The sequence below is a fragment of the Arthrobacter sp. Soil736 genome, from assembly GCF_001428005.1.
In the GTDB taxonomy this organism is placed as follows: domain Bacteria; phylum Actinomycetota; class Actinomycetes; order Actinomycetales; family Micrococcaceae; genus Arthrobacter.
Genome location: NZ_LMSB01000020.1, coordinates 1 through 14,661, shown reverse-complemented (window position 1 = coordinate 14,661; position 14,661 = coordinate 1). Strand labels below are relative to the sequence as shown.

Here is a 14,661-nt window from a genome sequence, read left to right as displayed (position 1 = left end):
GTTTTCCGCGGTGCAGTGATCCCGCTGGATCGGGCTGCTTCAACTTCCTTGCTGGTTATGCCGGCGCTGCAACCGCTTCACCTCAGGCATTATGGCGCCCGCACTCATGTCCGACGCCGACGCATAAACCTTCCCCGACCGGCCGCCTTGCTCTTAGATTACTGATGCTTGCCCGCCGTCGATTGTGAGGGCGGTTCCGGTGATGTGTCGGGCTCCTGTGCCGGACAGCCAGGCGACAAGTTCTCCCACGGCAACGTTGGCTCACCTTCGGGAAGTATCCGACGGTCTGTGGACGTCCGGCGGCCAAGTTCCCCACCGGTGGTGCACAAATCACGTCGTCCTCCCCCGGAACCACCATGGATAAGCAGATCAGCCACCTATAGGCCGAGCAGGAGGAACCTGGTGAGCACCCAACGAAGCAACGAAGCAACGAAGAAACCCGCACCAAATTTTCTCAAGTCATGTGGGCCGATCCAGAAACGCCCATGAACTGGTATCGAACGACAAACCGTCGCTCCAGGTAGGCAAGGAGGCAACCGGCCACAGCACCGGCCACCAATGAAAAAGGCCCCCGAAGGGGCCCCTCACAACACAAAATGTGCACACTCAGAGGCTAAAAAGCCTCTGAACAGGGAAAACACGTGCCCGAGGTGGGACTCGAACCGCATTCCAGCCCTGCAAACACTGGGAAGTCCAGAAAACATAGCCAATCCGGCCCAGTCCGGCACCAGTACGACCCAGTCCGAGGCCAATTCCATCATTACTGTCAACACTTCCTTTTTGCCAATATTCCAGCGAGCTAAGAGGTTGCCGCGCCCGCCGGCCGAAAGCGCGGAAGCACCGTCGTTTGCACGAGTCTTCCGGACCGAGACGGTCGGCCTTGTTCCAGTGGTCCTTAGCTCGCAGTGCAGATCAAGACCGTCGCCGGCTGGCGGGAACGGGATAAGGAACTCGGCGTAAGAAGAACCGCGATCAGGCCACCAGAGACTACGTAGCCAGACGCACGAACCAAGGACGCACAAGAAAGAGATCATCCGCAGCCTCAAGCACTACATCACCCGGCAAATCTACCGGAACCTCAATAGCGTCGATGCGGGCACTGGCCCTGTTTTGGCGGTCCCGACTTACACGCGCTGGGGGAAAGATTCCACCTTGGCCGGGTCGCGCTCTACGACGTCGCCTAGGGCATCGTCGATCAGCTGCAGCGTTTCATGCCCGAGGACGAGGTCGGCAGCTTTGACCGTGTCTTCGAGCTGTTCGGGCCGGCTGGCCCCGACGATCGCTGCCGATACGTTGGGATTCGCCAGCACCCAGGCCACCGCCATGGTGGCCAACGGCATGCCGAGGTCGTCGGCGATCGCCTTGAGCCTCTCCACACGCTCCAGGACTTCAGGCTGCATGAACTTGTGCTCAGTCTTCAGCCTGCCGTCATCGGTGCTGAACCGACTGCCGGCAGGAATGGTGGAAGCACCGTATTTGCCGCTCAGCACTCCCTGTGCCAGCGGCGACCAGCACACCTGGGTGATCCCGAGCTCTTCGCAGACCGGCACGACTTCGGGTTCGATGACGCGCCACAGCATGTTGTACTGTGGCTGGCTCGACACGAACTGGATGCCCAGTTCGGCCGCCAAAGCGGCGCCGGCGCGAATCTCCGCCACCGTCCACTCCGAGACGCCGATGTAGTGGGCCTTGCCGGCACGGACAATGTCGGCGAAGGCGCCCATGGTTTCCTCCAGCGGGGTTTCGTAGTCATAGCGGTGCGCCTGGTAGACGTCCACGTAGTCCGTCTGGAGACGGCGCAACGAGCCGTTGATAGATTCCATGACGTGCTTGCGGGACAGGCCACGGTCGTTCCTGCCCGCGCCGGTCGGGAAGTACGCCTTGGTCATGACCTCGATGCCCTCGCGGCGCACACCCTTGAGGGCTTCGCCGAGCATGGTTTCGGCCTTGGTCCCTGCATAGGCGTCGGCGGTGTCGAAGGTGGTAATGCCAAGGTCCAAGGCCTTGCGGACGCATGAGGTGGCTACATCCTGATCCACGGTTTCGCCGTGGGTGGCCCAATTGCCCAAGGCAATCGCGCTGACGTACATGCCGCTGTTGCCGAGTTTGCGGTATTGCATGAAGTTAACTTTCAGAGAGATGGTCGGATCCTGAGTTAGGGGAAGAGGGTCCGGGCACCTCCAAAGATCCCAGCCATGGTCCAGGCATCGAAGGAGTGCAGCCTCACGGTACCCTCGGCGGCCAGGCTCACGTGCTCACCGCCCAAGGTCGGGTAAACGCGGGCCGTGAGCGGCTTACCGTTGGCGAAAATTTCGACGGCGGATCGGTCCACCAGGACACGCAGGTGCACCCGGCCGTCGGACATCGGGAGCGGTCCGGACTTGTCCTCCACATCAACGGTTGGATCAAGACTGCTCCGAGTACGGTCGAGGCGGAGTGTGCCTTGGCCGCCGCCTTCAGCGGCCCGGCACACCTCGATCACTGTTTCCTCCTTGGATTTGCCGGAGACACCACCGTCAGCCGATCCCAGCAAACCCAGTCGCAGCACAGCACCCGGCTCGAGCTGCACATCCAGTTCGAGGTCCAGTTGGCTGCCGGACACCCCCGTAGCCACAGGTGCCCCGGCACCCACCAACTCCCGTCCCGGCAGGCCCACGTGGTCCCGGCGCAGCTTCTCGATTTCGGGCACGGGTGCGAAACGGAGGGTTCCGTCATCGGCCAGGGTGGTGACGCGCGGCAAACTCATGACGCCCGACCACCCTGCCTCCACCATTGCGGCGTCGCTGCGGCCCTCCTGAAGCCAACCAAACATGATGCGCCGGCCGGACTCATCCAGGAACGACTGCGGCGCGTAGAAGAACCGCCCACCGTAGTCGAGCCGATGCAGCCCGGCGGGCTCGAAAGAGTCTCCCGAGTAGCGGCCGGTCCAGTACAGCGGGTGCCGGGTGTCGCCGTCGTCCCATGCGGAAAAGACCAGCACGTCGGGCGCGTCACCAGAAGAAGGAACCGTACCCAACGAGCCCCCGCCTGCCCGGAACAGGTCCACGCATTCCCACATGGTCCCGGTCCAGTCGGTATCGGCAGGATCGCCCTGTGAGGCGTCGCCGATGAACAGCGGGCCGACGTATTCCCAGGAGCGCAGATCCTCCGACTCGTACAGGAACGCCGTGCCACCGCGCCCACGAATGCCCGAGCCCACCAGCTGCCGCCACATAGTGCCCTCACGCCACACGCAGTGGTCCCGGTAGGCGGTGATGTCCACCCCGGCTGGCGGGGCTGCGATGACCGGGTTCTCGGCCACTTTGGTCCAGTCCAGAAGATCCGGAGATCCGACGGCGACGCACGGCAACTCGCGTCCGTCGAGCCGTCCCGAGTACACCAAGGTGGGCGTGCCACCGTCGTTCACCAACACGCCGGACCAGCAGCCGTCGGCGTCCGGGCCCGCCGACGGTTCCAACGCAATGGGCTGGTCCGTCCACGTGACGAGGTCAGCGCTGGTGGCGTGGCCCCACTGGATGCGGTGGTGGAACGCGCCCTCGGGGTTGTACTGGTAGAAGAGGTGATAGGTGCCGTTCCATTGGCTCACGCCGTTGGGATCGTTGAGCCAACCGGCCGGGGAAACGAAGTGGAAGCGCGGCCGGAGGGAGTCCGCATCGGCGCGGGCAATCAGTTCGTCCTCGGGAACGGTGGCGAGCGGGTGCGTCGATTCAGTCATGCGGAGGCCTTCTTGTCCGTAGGTTCAGTTGCCAGGGCGTGGCCGCCTGCTCCAGCCTGCGGGCGGTAGCGGTGGCAGCGCACCCAGTGGCGGTTTTCGGGGTCGCCCACGCGGTGGCGAACGGGTTCCTCGGCCGAGCAGGTCTGGTTTAGGTCGCCGTCGAAAGCGCAGGTGGTCGACGCCATCACAGCCTGCCGCAGCTCGGCACGGCGGACGGGATCGTAGGAGCCCGCCCGGGCCGGATCCGGGACGGCCGAGACCAGCAGCTGCGTGTACGGGTGGGCCGGGTTGGCCAGGAGGTCCAAGGACTCGCCCTCTTCAACGAGCTCCCCCGCGAACATGACCGCCGTCCGGTCCGCCAGGTATCGGGCTGAGGCGAGGTCGTGTGTGATGTAGAGCATGGAGATTCCCTGTTCATCGCGGAGCTTCCGCATCAGGTTCAGCACGCCGATCCGGACCGAAACATCCAGCATGGACGTGGGCTCGTCGGCGAGGATGACCTGTGGTTCCACGGCAAGGGCCCGGGCAATCGCGACTCGCTGGCGCTGCCCGCCGGAGAGCTCGTGCGGGTAGGAGTTCAGCATGTCGGCCTGCAGGCCCACGGTGGTCATGAGCTCCTCGAGTCGCTGCTGCGTCTCTGTCTCGGAGCTGCCGCCCTTCCGGTGGATCGCCAGGGACCGCCGCAGGAAGTGCTCCACTCTGTGGGCAGGATTCAGCGAGCCGAAGGGATCCTGGAAGACCATCTGCAGTTGGGAGCGGAAGGCCCGCGATGCTTGGAAGCGGTCGCGCTTGAGGACGTCGACGCCGTCGATCAGGATCTCGCCGGAGCTCGGCTTTTCCAGCCGGGCAACACAACGGGCCAGGGTGCTCTTACCCGACCCAGACTCTCCCACGAGGGCCACGATTTCGCCGCGGCCAATGGTCAGGTCGACGCCGTGCAGAGCGCGAACCGACTGACGGGAGAAAAGGCCGCCGATGGGGAACGATTTACCCAGTCCGCGGACCTCGAGGGCGGGGGTCTGAGTGGAAACGGCTGGACGTGATGAAGACTGTACTGAGTGGCTCATCGTGCGGCTCCTTCAAGGACGGCTGCTTCAAGGACGGCTGCTTCAAGGACGGCTGCTTCAGCGTCAGCGCCAAACGGTGCCACAAGGTGGCCGGGTGCCACCTCGGTGAGGTCCGGGATGTTCCGGAACTTCACGCCGTCGGGCAGTCCCGTCAGCGGAACCCGCGGACCGGTGAGCGGCGGGAACGCGCCCATCAGCGCCTGAGTGTAGGGGTGGCGGGGGTTGGCGTAGACGTCCTGGGCTGTTGCGGTCTCCACGATCCGGCCTCCGTACATTACGGCCATGCGGTGCGAGAGTTCCACCATGAGGGACATGTCGTGGGTGATGAAGAGGACGGAGAAGCCCAGTTCGCGTTGGAGTTCCTTGATTTGGGCCATGATTTCCTGCTGCACCACCACGTCCAGCGCGGTGGTGGGTTCGTCGAGGATCAACAGGGACGGCTTGAGCGCCACGGCCATCGCGATCACGGCGCGCTGGCGCATGCCGCCCGAGAGCTGGTGCGGGTAGGACTTGAGGCGTGCGGGGTCGATCCTCACCAATTCAAGCAACTCACCGGCACGCCGCAGCGATTCCTTGCGCGAGTAGCCCGCATGAGTGGTGAAGATGTCCACGATCTGCTCGCCGATGGTCAGCACCGGGTTGAGCGAGTTCATGGCCGACTGGAACACCATGGCCACGTCCTGCCAGCGGAAGCGCCGCAGCTCCTCCGGGCTCATGGCCAGGACGTCCTTGCCGCCGAAGGAGATGCTGCCGCCGGCGATCTTCGCGGGATCCTTCAGGAGCCGCATGATCGAGTTGGCGATGGTGGACTTCCCGCAGCCGGACTCGCCCGCCAGCCCGAACACCTCACCGGTGCCGATGCTGAAGGAAACGTTGTCGACGGCGGTGGTGGAGCGGGTGTCGCCGATGTACTTGACGGTGAGGTTCTTGACGTCCAGGACGGGCTCGTGGGAGCCGAAGGAAACTTGGGAGACTGTCACTTGGCGGCGCCCCTTTCGGTAATTTTTGGGGTTTTGATCTTCCGCAGCCGTGGATTCGTGACCTCGTCCACGGCGTAGTTGATGAGCGCCAGTGCGAACGCGACCAGCGCGATGCAGACACCCGAGGGAACAAAGACCCACCAGCTGCCGGTCAGTAGGGCGCCCTCGTTGCCGGCCCAGAAGAGGTTGTTGCCCCAGGAGACGGTGCTGACGTCGCCCAGTCCAAGGAACTCCAGGCCGGCCTGGGCGCCGATGCCGTAGATCACGCAGGCCAGCAGGGTCCCCATGACGATCGAGGCCATGTTAGGCAGGATCTCGCGGAACATGATCCGGCCCGCCCGTTCGCCGGACACCACGGCCGCGGCCACAAAATCTTTGGAACGGATGGACTGCGCCTGAGAGCGCAATACACGAGCCGACCCAGCCCAGCCGGTGACCACGAGGACCAGGATCACGGTTCCCAAACCCGGCGGCAGGAACGCTGCCAGGATGACAAGGAGCGGCAGGCCGGGAAGGAGCAGGAAGACGTTGGTCACCAGGGACAGTGCTTCGTCAATGAACTTGCCAAAGTACGCCGAGGCCAGGCCCACCAAAATGCCGATGAAGGTGGATGCGAAGCCCACAGTCAACCCGACGAACAGGGAACTGCGGGAGCCGTGGACAGTCAGGGCAAGCACGTCCTGACCTTTGGCCGTGGTGCCCAGCCAGTGTTCGGCGTCCGGTTCAAGCGAGGCCATCGCGGTGATCCGCGACGGGTCTCCGGGGAACAGCACGGGGGCCAGCAACGCAAGCGCGATGAACACGAGCATCACGATCATGCCCACCAGGGCCTTCTTGTTGGTGATAAGTCCGTGGACGAAACTGCGGTTGGGCTTGCGGGCAGCTGTGGGCTCAGTGGGCTCAGTGGGCTGCTTCAGAATTGCGGTTGTCATGATGGGTCCCTCAGTTGCTGCGCACGCGCGGGTCGAGGCGGACGTAGAGGATGTCCACCAGGAAGTTCGCCAGCAGCACGGCGGCGGTGATGGTCAGGAACAGGCCTTGCATGAGCGGGTAGTCGAGGCCTTGGACGGCGTTGAGGAGCTGGTAGCCGACGCCGGGGTACGCGAACACCACTTCGGTGAGGAGTGCGCCACCCACCACGAAGCCCAGGCCCATGCCGAAGCTCGTGACCGACGGGAGCATGGCGTTCCGGGCTGCGTAGCGGAGCATGATGCGGCCCGGGCGGAGTCCCTTGGCTTCAGCCATGGTGATGTAGTCCTCGGAGTTGGTGGCGATCATGGTATTGCGCATGCCCAGCATCCAGCCGCCGATGGAGACCAGCACGATCGTGAGCGCTGGCAGCACAAGGTGCGCACCGACGTCGCCGATGAACTCCCACGTGAACCCGGGCTCCAGTCCGTCAGTGAACGCGTGGCGGATCGGGAACCAGCCCAGCACCACGCCGAACAGGTACAGTGCACCCATCGCGAGCCAGAAGTACGGGAACGAACCGATGAACACCAGCACCGGCGGCAGCGCCGAATCGATCGCTCCGCCGCGTCGCCAGGCGGCGAGGATGCCGAGCAGGTTGCCCACGACGGCGGCAATCACCAATGAGGTCCCGCCGAGCAGGAGGGTCCAACCGATCTGGGACGAAATGACCTCCGTGACCGGTGTGGGGAAACGGGAAATCGAGACTCCCATCTGCCCGGTGAAGACGTTGTGCAGATAGCCGATGTACTGCTCCCACAGGGGCCGATCATCCACGCCGAGCAGCTTGCGCAGGGCCTCGATCTGTTCGGGCTGCATTCTGTCCTGGGAGCGGGCGAACATGCGGGAGACGGGATCGCCGGGCATGAAGCGCGGCAGCAGGAAATTCAGGGTGATGGATGCCCAGAAGGCGATCAGGTAGAAACCCAGGCGGCGCAGGATGAAGCGCACGGTTTCCCTCCATTTCGGGAATTGCGGAAAGTTTGGGGGCACGCCCGGCGGGGTTGTTCGCCCGCCGGGCATGCAGTTCAGGGCCGGTCGCCGGGGATGCCGGCGACCAGCGCACTGGGTGCGACTACTTGCGCGGTTCCAGCGAGGTCAGCACCAGGACAGTGGTGGGAGCCTTCACTGAGAGGGTGGCGTAGGGGTTCTCTTCCGTGGGCCAGCCGGTGAAGCGGGTGTCGTTGAAGGCACCCCATTCGGGGCCGGAGAAGAGCGGGACCAGCGGAGCGGCGTCGCTGTACTCTTCCTGCAGCCTGTTGGCGATGTCCTTCTGCTTGGACTCGTCGGACTCGGCCGCGAACTCGGCCAGCAGGGCATCAGCCTTGGTGTCGCCGAAGCGGTGGTAGTTGTCGAACGTCTTGGCGCCTACCGGCTTGACCGTGGACGTGCCCATCATGCCTGCGAAGTACTTGTACGGGCTGGGGTCGTTGGCACTCCACACAATGCCGGAGTCAAAATCGCCGGTCTCGTAGCCAGCCACCACGGCGGCCCAGTCCGGCGAGTCCACCTTGACCGTCACGCCAACCTCGGCGAGGTTCTGTGAGATCACGTTGGCCACGGACAGCCAGTCAGACGACGTCGCACCCACTGAGATCTTGAACTCAAACGGCTTGCCATCCTTGAGCGTGCGCTTGCCGTCCGCACCCTTGGGGTAGCCGGCCTTGTCCAGGAGGTCGTTGGCTGCCTGCACATCAAGCTTGGTCCAGGTGCAGTTGTCCTTGACCTCGTTGTTCTTCCAGGTTTCGTAGTTGCCGGAGAGTCCCGTGCAGTCGGCGGGCTGGGCGTAGCCGCTCATGCCGATTTTGGTCACCTGATCGCGGTCAACAGCCATGCTGAGCGCCTTGCGGACGTCAACATCGTTGAACGGCGCCTTGGTGGTGTTGAGCTGCCAGTTGATCATGGCACCCGTGGGAGGGAACCAGTACTGGCGGTGTTCCTTGTCCTTGGAGACGAACGTCTTTTCAATGTTCGGGATGTACTGCGGAGCCCAGTCGACGTCGCCGTTAGCAGCGGCGAGGTTGGCGCCGTCGTTCCCCGCAAAGGCGAGCATCTTGATACCGGCGATCCTCTGCTTTTCCGGCTGCCAGTAGTTGGGGTTCTTCTTCAGCACGAAGGACTGGGCCTGGAAGCTGTCCACCTCGGTGTACGGGCCGGTGCCGACCGGCGTGGCGTTGGCGTCCTTCTCCGGGTCGGCCGGCGCTGACCAAATGTGCTTCGGCAGGATGCTGAGCTGGCCGACCTCGTAAAGGGCCGGCGACCACGGCTTGTTGAAGTTTAACGTGACCTTGTTTGTGCCTTCAGCGGTCACCGTCTCCAGGTAGTCGAAGCCGCCCTTAATCTTCTTCTGGAGTTCGAAGGTGTAGGCGACGTCGTCGGCCACCAGGGGCTGACCGTCGGACCACTTCACACCGTCACGCAAGGTGAAGGTGATGGACTTGCCGTCTTCGGCGGCCTTCCACTCTGTGGCGAGCCACGGCGTCGTATTTCCCTTGGCCGGGTTGAAGATCAGCAAGGATTCGTAGATCGACTGCTGGACCATCGGGTTCACGGTGGGCGCGAACGGGTTGAAGTTCTGCACGAACGTACCCATGTCCTCACGCGGGATGGTCAGGAAGGCGCTCGCGTTCGCTCCGGCGTCGGTGCCGGCGGACTTGTTGACGGTGGCAGCGCAGCCAGTCAGCAGCATTGCGCCTACCGCCAGTCCGGCCGCTGCAATGCGGGCAGACCTCAAGTATCGGGGTTGTGTCATGATGGTTATCTCTTTCCTATCTTCATCAGCAAGGTGAAGGGGTGGGTAAGGGGTTAGCTCTTCGAAATTGATTTCGCGGTCAGACCGAAGAGCGTTCTAGCAGCGGACAGTCGACCAATTGCTGGTCGGCAGTGATCGGCTGTCCTGCTGTAAGAGCGGCGAGCGTCTGGACTCCCAGAGCGCCCATTTTTTCGAATGGCAACGCAACCGTGGTCAGCTTTGGCCTGAGGTAGGCCGCAATCAGTTCCTGGTTGTCGAAGCCGATCACGGCGATGTCTCCGGGGATGGTCAGTCCCCGTTCCTTGATGGCGTCGTAAGCGCCCATCGCCATGCGGTCGTTGAGGCAGAACAGTGCGGTTGGCCTGTCCTGCTTGGGGTAACGGTCCAGGATTTCGCACGCCGCCTCGTAGCCGCCGTCCGCCGTCGCATGCCCGGACACTACCAGCTCCGGATCCAGTTCCAGCCCGGCGCCGGCGAGTGCTTCGCGTGCACCCTTCAAACGCCCGACGGCCGCGGGAATGTGCGGGTCCAGGTTGATGACTCCGATCCTGCTGTGGCCGGCTTGGAGCAAACGCTCGACGGCGATCCGGCCGCCGGCGCGCTCGTCCGGGACGATCGAGGGCAGCTTCCCGTCCGCGTCGAAACAGTTGATGAGGACCGTGGGCACCTCGTGGGCGCTTTCCGGAACATGCACGGCGCGGTGGTACGTGGCCGCGTAGAGAAGTCCTTCCACTCGTTGTTCCAGAAGCTTTTCAATGGCTGCATCTTCCAGGCCTTGGTTGGGTCCTACGGCATCGGCCTGGTCGGAAGGCGCGATGAGCAGGAACCGGCGGTCAAGCCAGGCTTGGTCCTGGGCACCCTTGATGATGTCCACCGCGAACGGGGCCGTCACGATCTCGGTGACGATTCCGTACCAATCACTGCGCTGGGAAGCCAGTGCGCGTGCTCCGGCATTCGGGCGGTAACCCAATGCCTGCACGGCGTCGTTGATGCGGGTGCGCGTTTCCTCGGAAATGCTGGCGTTTTCGCGGTTGCTCAGCACGAACGAGACCGCTGTCCGGGAGACACCGGCGTACTTGGCGACATCACTCATGGTGACACCCCGCTGCCGCACAGCCGCGGCTTTGGTGGGGGTCGTGCTTTTCGCCATTGAATACTCCGGTGGTCTTCGTTGATGCTGTGCGTGGTGCCAGGGTTCTGTTTTGAGTGTGTTCCGCGTTTTCGTTATCAAGTAACGCGGGTTACCTGATAACACTGTGAGCTAGGTTACCCGCGTTACCTCGCAGCTGTCAACGACTTCAGCGGCAGGGCTGCGGGCTTCGCGGTAGTTGACTTTGAGCAGGGGTGAGACCGTTGACTTGTCCGCTGGACATAACTTAACGTTCCCGTCGTTGACAACGTTGTCTATGCAGAGAATAGGCACGCGCGATGAAGGGCGACACCACATGAATACGAGAGGTAACACCCGGCGGCGGGCGATTTCCGTCCTGATGCTGGCCGGGCTCACGCTCGCCGGCGCCTGGGCCGGAGCCGCGCCGGCGGGAGCAGACACCGCACCCGGTGCCGAACAGTACCGTCCGGCGATCCATTTCTCGCCCGCGAAGAACTGGATGAACGACCCCAACGGCATGGTCTACCACAAGGGCGTTTACCACCTGTACTACCAGCACAACCCCACGGGAAACACGTGGGGGAACATGTCCTGGGGGCACGCCACGTCCCCGGACCTGGTCCAATGGAAGGAGCAGCCGCTGGCCATCTCGACGGACGAGGAGGAGGACGTCTTCTCGGGAAGCGTTGTGGTGGACAAAGACAATTCCTCAGGCTTCGGCACGGCGGAGAACCCACCGATGGTGGCCATCTACACCAGCGCCTACAAGGACGCCTCGCCGCACCGCGGATTGCAAGCGCAGTCGCTCGCGTATAGCCTCGACGACGGCCAGACCTGGACTAAGTACAGCGGCAATCCCGTCCTGAACCGCAATTCCGCCAACTTCCGTGACCCCAAGGTCTTCTGGTACAGCTCGCCGGCAGGCGGCGGCTACTGGGTGATGGCCGCCGTCGAAGCCACCGACCACAAGGTGCTGATCTACAAATCCACCAACCTCAAGGACTGGACCGCCCTCAGCGAATTCGGCCCGGCCAACGCCACGGGCGGACTCTGGGAATGCCCGGATCTTTTCCCGCTGGCCGTGGACGGCGACCCGAATAACGTCAAATGGGTATCTGCGTAGGGATCTGGGATTTCTCCTTCGAGATTCAGTGCATAGCTGTCGTGAAGGAGGGCAGCAGCTCATGACCGGCACAGTTCGTTTGACCCAGGCACTGGATCCTGATCTGGTTAGCCGGCTTCAGGCCGTGAGCTTTCCCACCATCGGGCATTTCCTGGAGGAGGGTTTCCTCGACTCGGGCGTCCGGTCGATGCTCCCGAACGTTCACATTGTTGGCCGCGCGGTGACCGCTCGCGTTGCCTCTGCAGATGCCTTCGCCACGAACCGGGCGCTGGCGCTTCTGGAACCTGGCGACGTTCTTGTCATCGAAACCGGGCATGACACCGCTCATGCGCCTGTGGGTGCTGTCACGGCGTGTGCAGCCCAATGCGCCGGAGCCGCAGGGATTGTCGTGGACGGAGTCGTGACCGACATCGTGGAGCTCCGGAGCGCGGGGCTTCCGGTTTTCGCTCGCGGAACCAGTGTCCTTACGGCTAAGCGGACGTTCGATGCTAACAGTGCTGTGAATGTTCCTGTGCTGTGCGGCGGGGTAACGGTGAACCCTGGCGACGTAGTGATGGCCGATGACAATGGTGTCCTTGTTCTCTCTCCAGAGAATGCCGCCGCCATTGTGGACCTGGCCCTGTCAACGGATCGTGACGAGCCGGACATTCTGCAACGCCTTCGGTCGGGGGCGGTCATCGGCACGGTTCTTCCCGGCGGCATGGAATGAGCCCGCCGGAGCCCCCCTGCCGCCGGCCGCAAGAACCGGGGGCCCGTCGAAGAGGTGCGGATGCTGGTTGCCCTTGCTCCCATTCCCGGCGGCTATGTCCCGGATATCACCGGGCTGCGGGGCCCTTCGGGCGGACGCAAACCGCTCTCACCGGAATCGGCTGGGGCGCGGCTTGCCCGCCACTCGTGGTTGACCAGCCCGCGACGATCGGTGCGTTACCGGTCGCGGTTGCGCAGGCCGACGGTGTCACCGTCGGGTACCTGCCCGGACTGGCGATGCGCCGGATCGCGGACCTGCACCCAGGCGAGGCGAAAACCGACGCAAGGGACGCGTTCATGATCGCCGAAGCGGCCCGGACCATGCCCCACACACTGCGCTCCATCCAGGTCGCCGACGAACAGCTCGCGGAACTGGCCATGCTCTGCGGCTTCGATGACGACCTGGCCAAACAGGCCACGGCAACCTCGAACAGGATCCGCGGCCTGCTCACCCAGATCCACCCGGCCCTGGAACGTGTCCTTGGCCGCATCTGGACCACCCGGCCGTGTGGATCTGCTGCGAACCTGGCCGACCCCTGAAGCCCTCCGCCATGCCGGCCGGAGCCGGATCGGGAACAGGCTCAAGAAGCTCGCACCCCGGATGGGCGAACGCCTCGCCGACGAGATCATCGCCGCCCTGGACCAGCAAACGGTCACAGTCATCGGGACGAACGCGGCCACGATCGTGCTGCCCCAGCTCGCCCGGATGCTCGCCGACATCCGCGAATCACGGGACACCGTCTTCACGCAGGTCGAAGCCCTCGTGGAAGCCCACCCTCTTCACCCAGTCCTGACGTCACTCCCGGCGGTCGGCGTCAGGACCGCAGCACGGATCCTCACCGAGATCGTCGGCAAAGACTTCGCCTCCGCAGGGCACATGGCCTCCTACGCAGGCCTCGCCCCCTTGACCTGGCGATCCGGGACATCCATCCGCGGCGACCACCCATCCCGAAAAGGAAACAAGATCCTCAAAAGAGTCCTGTTCCTCTCCTCCTTCGCCGCGCTGAAGGTCCCGCCATCGAGGGCCTACTACGACCGGAAACGAGCCGAAGGCAAACGCCACAACCAGGCCCTCATCGCCCTCGCCCGCCGCAGCTGCGACACGCTCTTCGCCATGCTCCGAGACGGTACGTTCTACGAACCACGAACGCCCTCAGCGACTTGACCAAAACCATAGAGGCACCCCCCGGGGGACTGTAAGTTTTCTGGTGTAACTCCTGATGGAGAGGAGACACCTGTGACAGATGTGACAGCCGCTGCGATGGGTGCGGTGGACGAGGAACTGGTTCGGCAGCTGACCGAGCGTGCTCGGGCCGAGGGGCTGCAGCTGGCCGGGGAGGGCGGGCTGCTGCAGAAGCTGACCAAGCTGGTGATGGAGTCCGCGCTCGATGGCGAACTGGATGATCATCTCGGCTATGACAAGCACGATCCGGCCGGGCGCAACGGAGGTAACTCGCGCAACGGCCGGCGGTCCAAGACGGTGCTGACCGAGACCGGGCCGGTGGAGATCTCGGTGCCCCGCGACCGGGACGGATCGTTCGAGCCGCGGATCGTGGCCAAGCGGCAGCGGCGACTGACCGGGGTGGATGACCTGGTCATCTCGCTCTCGGCCAAGGGCCTGACCCATGGCGAGATCGCCGCGCACCTGGCCGAGGTGTACGGGGCCGAGGTGTCCAAGCAGACCATCTCCACGATCACCGACCGGGTGCTGGAGGGGATGGGAGAGTGGCAGAACCGGCCGCTGGATCCGGTATACCCGGTGATCTTCATCGACTGTGTGAACATGAAGATCCGCGACGGCCAGGTCGCGAACCGCCCGATCTACGTCGCCCTGGCGGTGACCGTCGACGGGACCCGGGAGATCCTCGGGCTGTGGGCCGGCGAGCATGGCGACGGCGAGGGCGCGAAGTACTGGCTGCGGGTGCTGACCGAGATCAAGAACCGCGGCGTGGCCAACTGCTGCATCGTGGTCTGCGACGGACTGAAGGGGCTGCCGGACGCGGTCGCGGCGGTGTGGCCGCAGACCGTCGTTCAGACCTGCATCGTGCATTATGCCGACCTTCGGATTATGCCGATGTGGCCGCGGGATCCTTTGCAGGGCATGGGTTTGGCGCTGGTGAGGTCGGCATAATCCAGTGAGCTGATCCATGCTTGCCTTTCCTAGATCATGAAGTGTTGCGACGGTTTTCATGTTCAC

9 protein-coding genes and 3 pseudogenes are annotated in these 14,661 nt (G+C 63.9%); 4 read left to right on the top strand and 8 right to left on the bottom strand.

The genetic code is table 11. The features are described 5' to 3' along the window. Positions 1 to 1,124 precede the first annotated feature (1,124 nt). The 8 genes from ASG92_RS12765 to ASG92_RS12730 all read right to left on the bottom strand — a co-directional run bounded on the left by ASG92_RS12765 (position 1,125) and on the right by ASG92_RS12730 (position 10,633). Positions 1,125 to 2,120 carry an aldo/keto reductase family protein gene (locus ASG92_RS12765; RefSeq protein ID WP_056628829.1) on the bottom strand — a complete coding sequence of 332 codons (996 nt, stop codon included), beginning with the start codon at positions 2,118 to 2,120 and terminating at the stop codon, positions 1,125 to 1,127. A 35-nt stretch (positions 2,121 to 2,155) separates the two neighbouring features. Beyond that, on the bottom strand, positions 2,156 to 3,715 hold the full coding sequence (locus ASG92_RS12760) for a glycoside hydrolase family 32 protein (protein ID WP_056628827.1): 1,560 nt from the start codon (positions 3,713 to 3,715) through the stop codon (positions 2,156 to 2,158). Continuing rightward, the gene (locus ASG92_RS12755) at positions 3,712 to 4,782 is read right to left on the bottom strand and encodes an ATP-binding cassette domain-containing protein (protein WP_056628824.1); all 1,071 of its coding nucleotides are present in this window, start codon (positions 4,780 to 4,782) and stop codon (positions 3,712 to 3,714) included. Before ASG92_RS12755 ends, ASG92_RS12760 begins: the two co-directional genes overlap by 4 nt. Next, on the bottom strand, positions 4,779 to 5,762 hold the full coding sequence (locus ASG92_RS12750; RefSeq protein WP_056628821.1) for an ABC transporter ATP-binding protein: 984 nt from the start codon (positions 5,760 to 5,762) through the stop codon (positions 4,779 to 4,781). The genes ASG92_RS12755 and ASG92_RS12750 overlap by 4 nt, the downstream gene beginning before the upstream one ends. Beyond that, entirely contained in the window at positions 5,759 to 6,694 is a 936-nt protein-coding gene (locus ASG92_RS12745) for an ABC transporter permease (RefSeq protein ID WP_056628817.1), read from the bottom strand. Before ASG92_RS12745 ends, ASG92_RS12750 begins: the two co-directional genes overlap by 4 nt. 10 nt (positions 6,695 to 6,704) lie before the next feature. Beyond that, positions 6,705 to 7,682, bottom strand: a complete 978-nt coding sequence (locus ASG92_RS12740) for an ABC transporter permease (protein WP_056628814.1) — start codon at positions 7,680 to 7,682, stop codon at positions 6,705 to 6,707. 124 nt (positions 7,683 to 7,806) lie between these two features. Continuing rightward, on the bottom strand, positions 7,807 to 9,483 hold the full coding sequence (locus tag ASG92_RS12735) for an ABC transporter substrate-binding protein (RefSeq protein WP_056628811.1): 1,677 nt from the start codon (positions 9,481 to 9,483) through the stop codon (positions 7,807 to 7,809). A gap of 79 nt (positions 9,484 to 9,562) precedes the next feature. Further along, a complete protein-coding gene (locus ASG92_RS12730) occupies positions 9,563 to 10,633 on the bottom strand; it encodes a LacI family DNA-binding transcriptional regulator (RefSeq protein ID WP_056628809.1) in 1,071 nt (356 codons plus the stop codon). Between the two features lie 340 nt (positions 10,634 to 10,973). Here ASG92_RS12730 and ASG92_RS12725 point away from each other — a divergent pair. The 4 genes and pseudogenes from ASG92_RS12725 to ASG92_RS12710 form a co-directional block, all read left to right on the top strand. Continuing rightward, a pseudogene (locus ASG92_RS12725) lies at positions 10,974 to 11,708 on the top strand (glycoside hydrolase family 32 protein); the annotation flags it as partial. Positions 11,709 to 11,778: 70 nt separating this feature from the next. Further along, positions 11,779 to 12,426, top strand: a complete 648-nt coding sequence (locus tag ASG92_RS12720) for a dimethylmenaquinone methyltransferase (RefSeq protein WP_056628803.1) — start codon at positions 11,779 to 11,781, stop codon at positions 12,424 to 12,426. 182 nt (positions 12,427 to 12,608) lie between these two features. After that, positions 12,609 to 13,629: pseudogene (locus tag ASG92_RS12715) on the top strand (IS110 family transposase); the annotation flags it as partial. Positions 13,630 to 13,725: 96 nt separating this feature from the next. Continuing rightward, positions 13,726 to 14,514: pseudogene (locus ASG92_RS12710) on the top strand (IS256 family transposase); the annotation flags it as partial. Positions 14,515 to 14,661 lie beyond the last annotated feature (147 nt).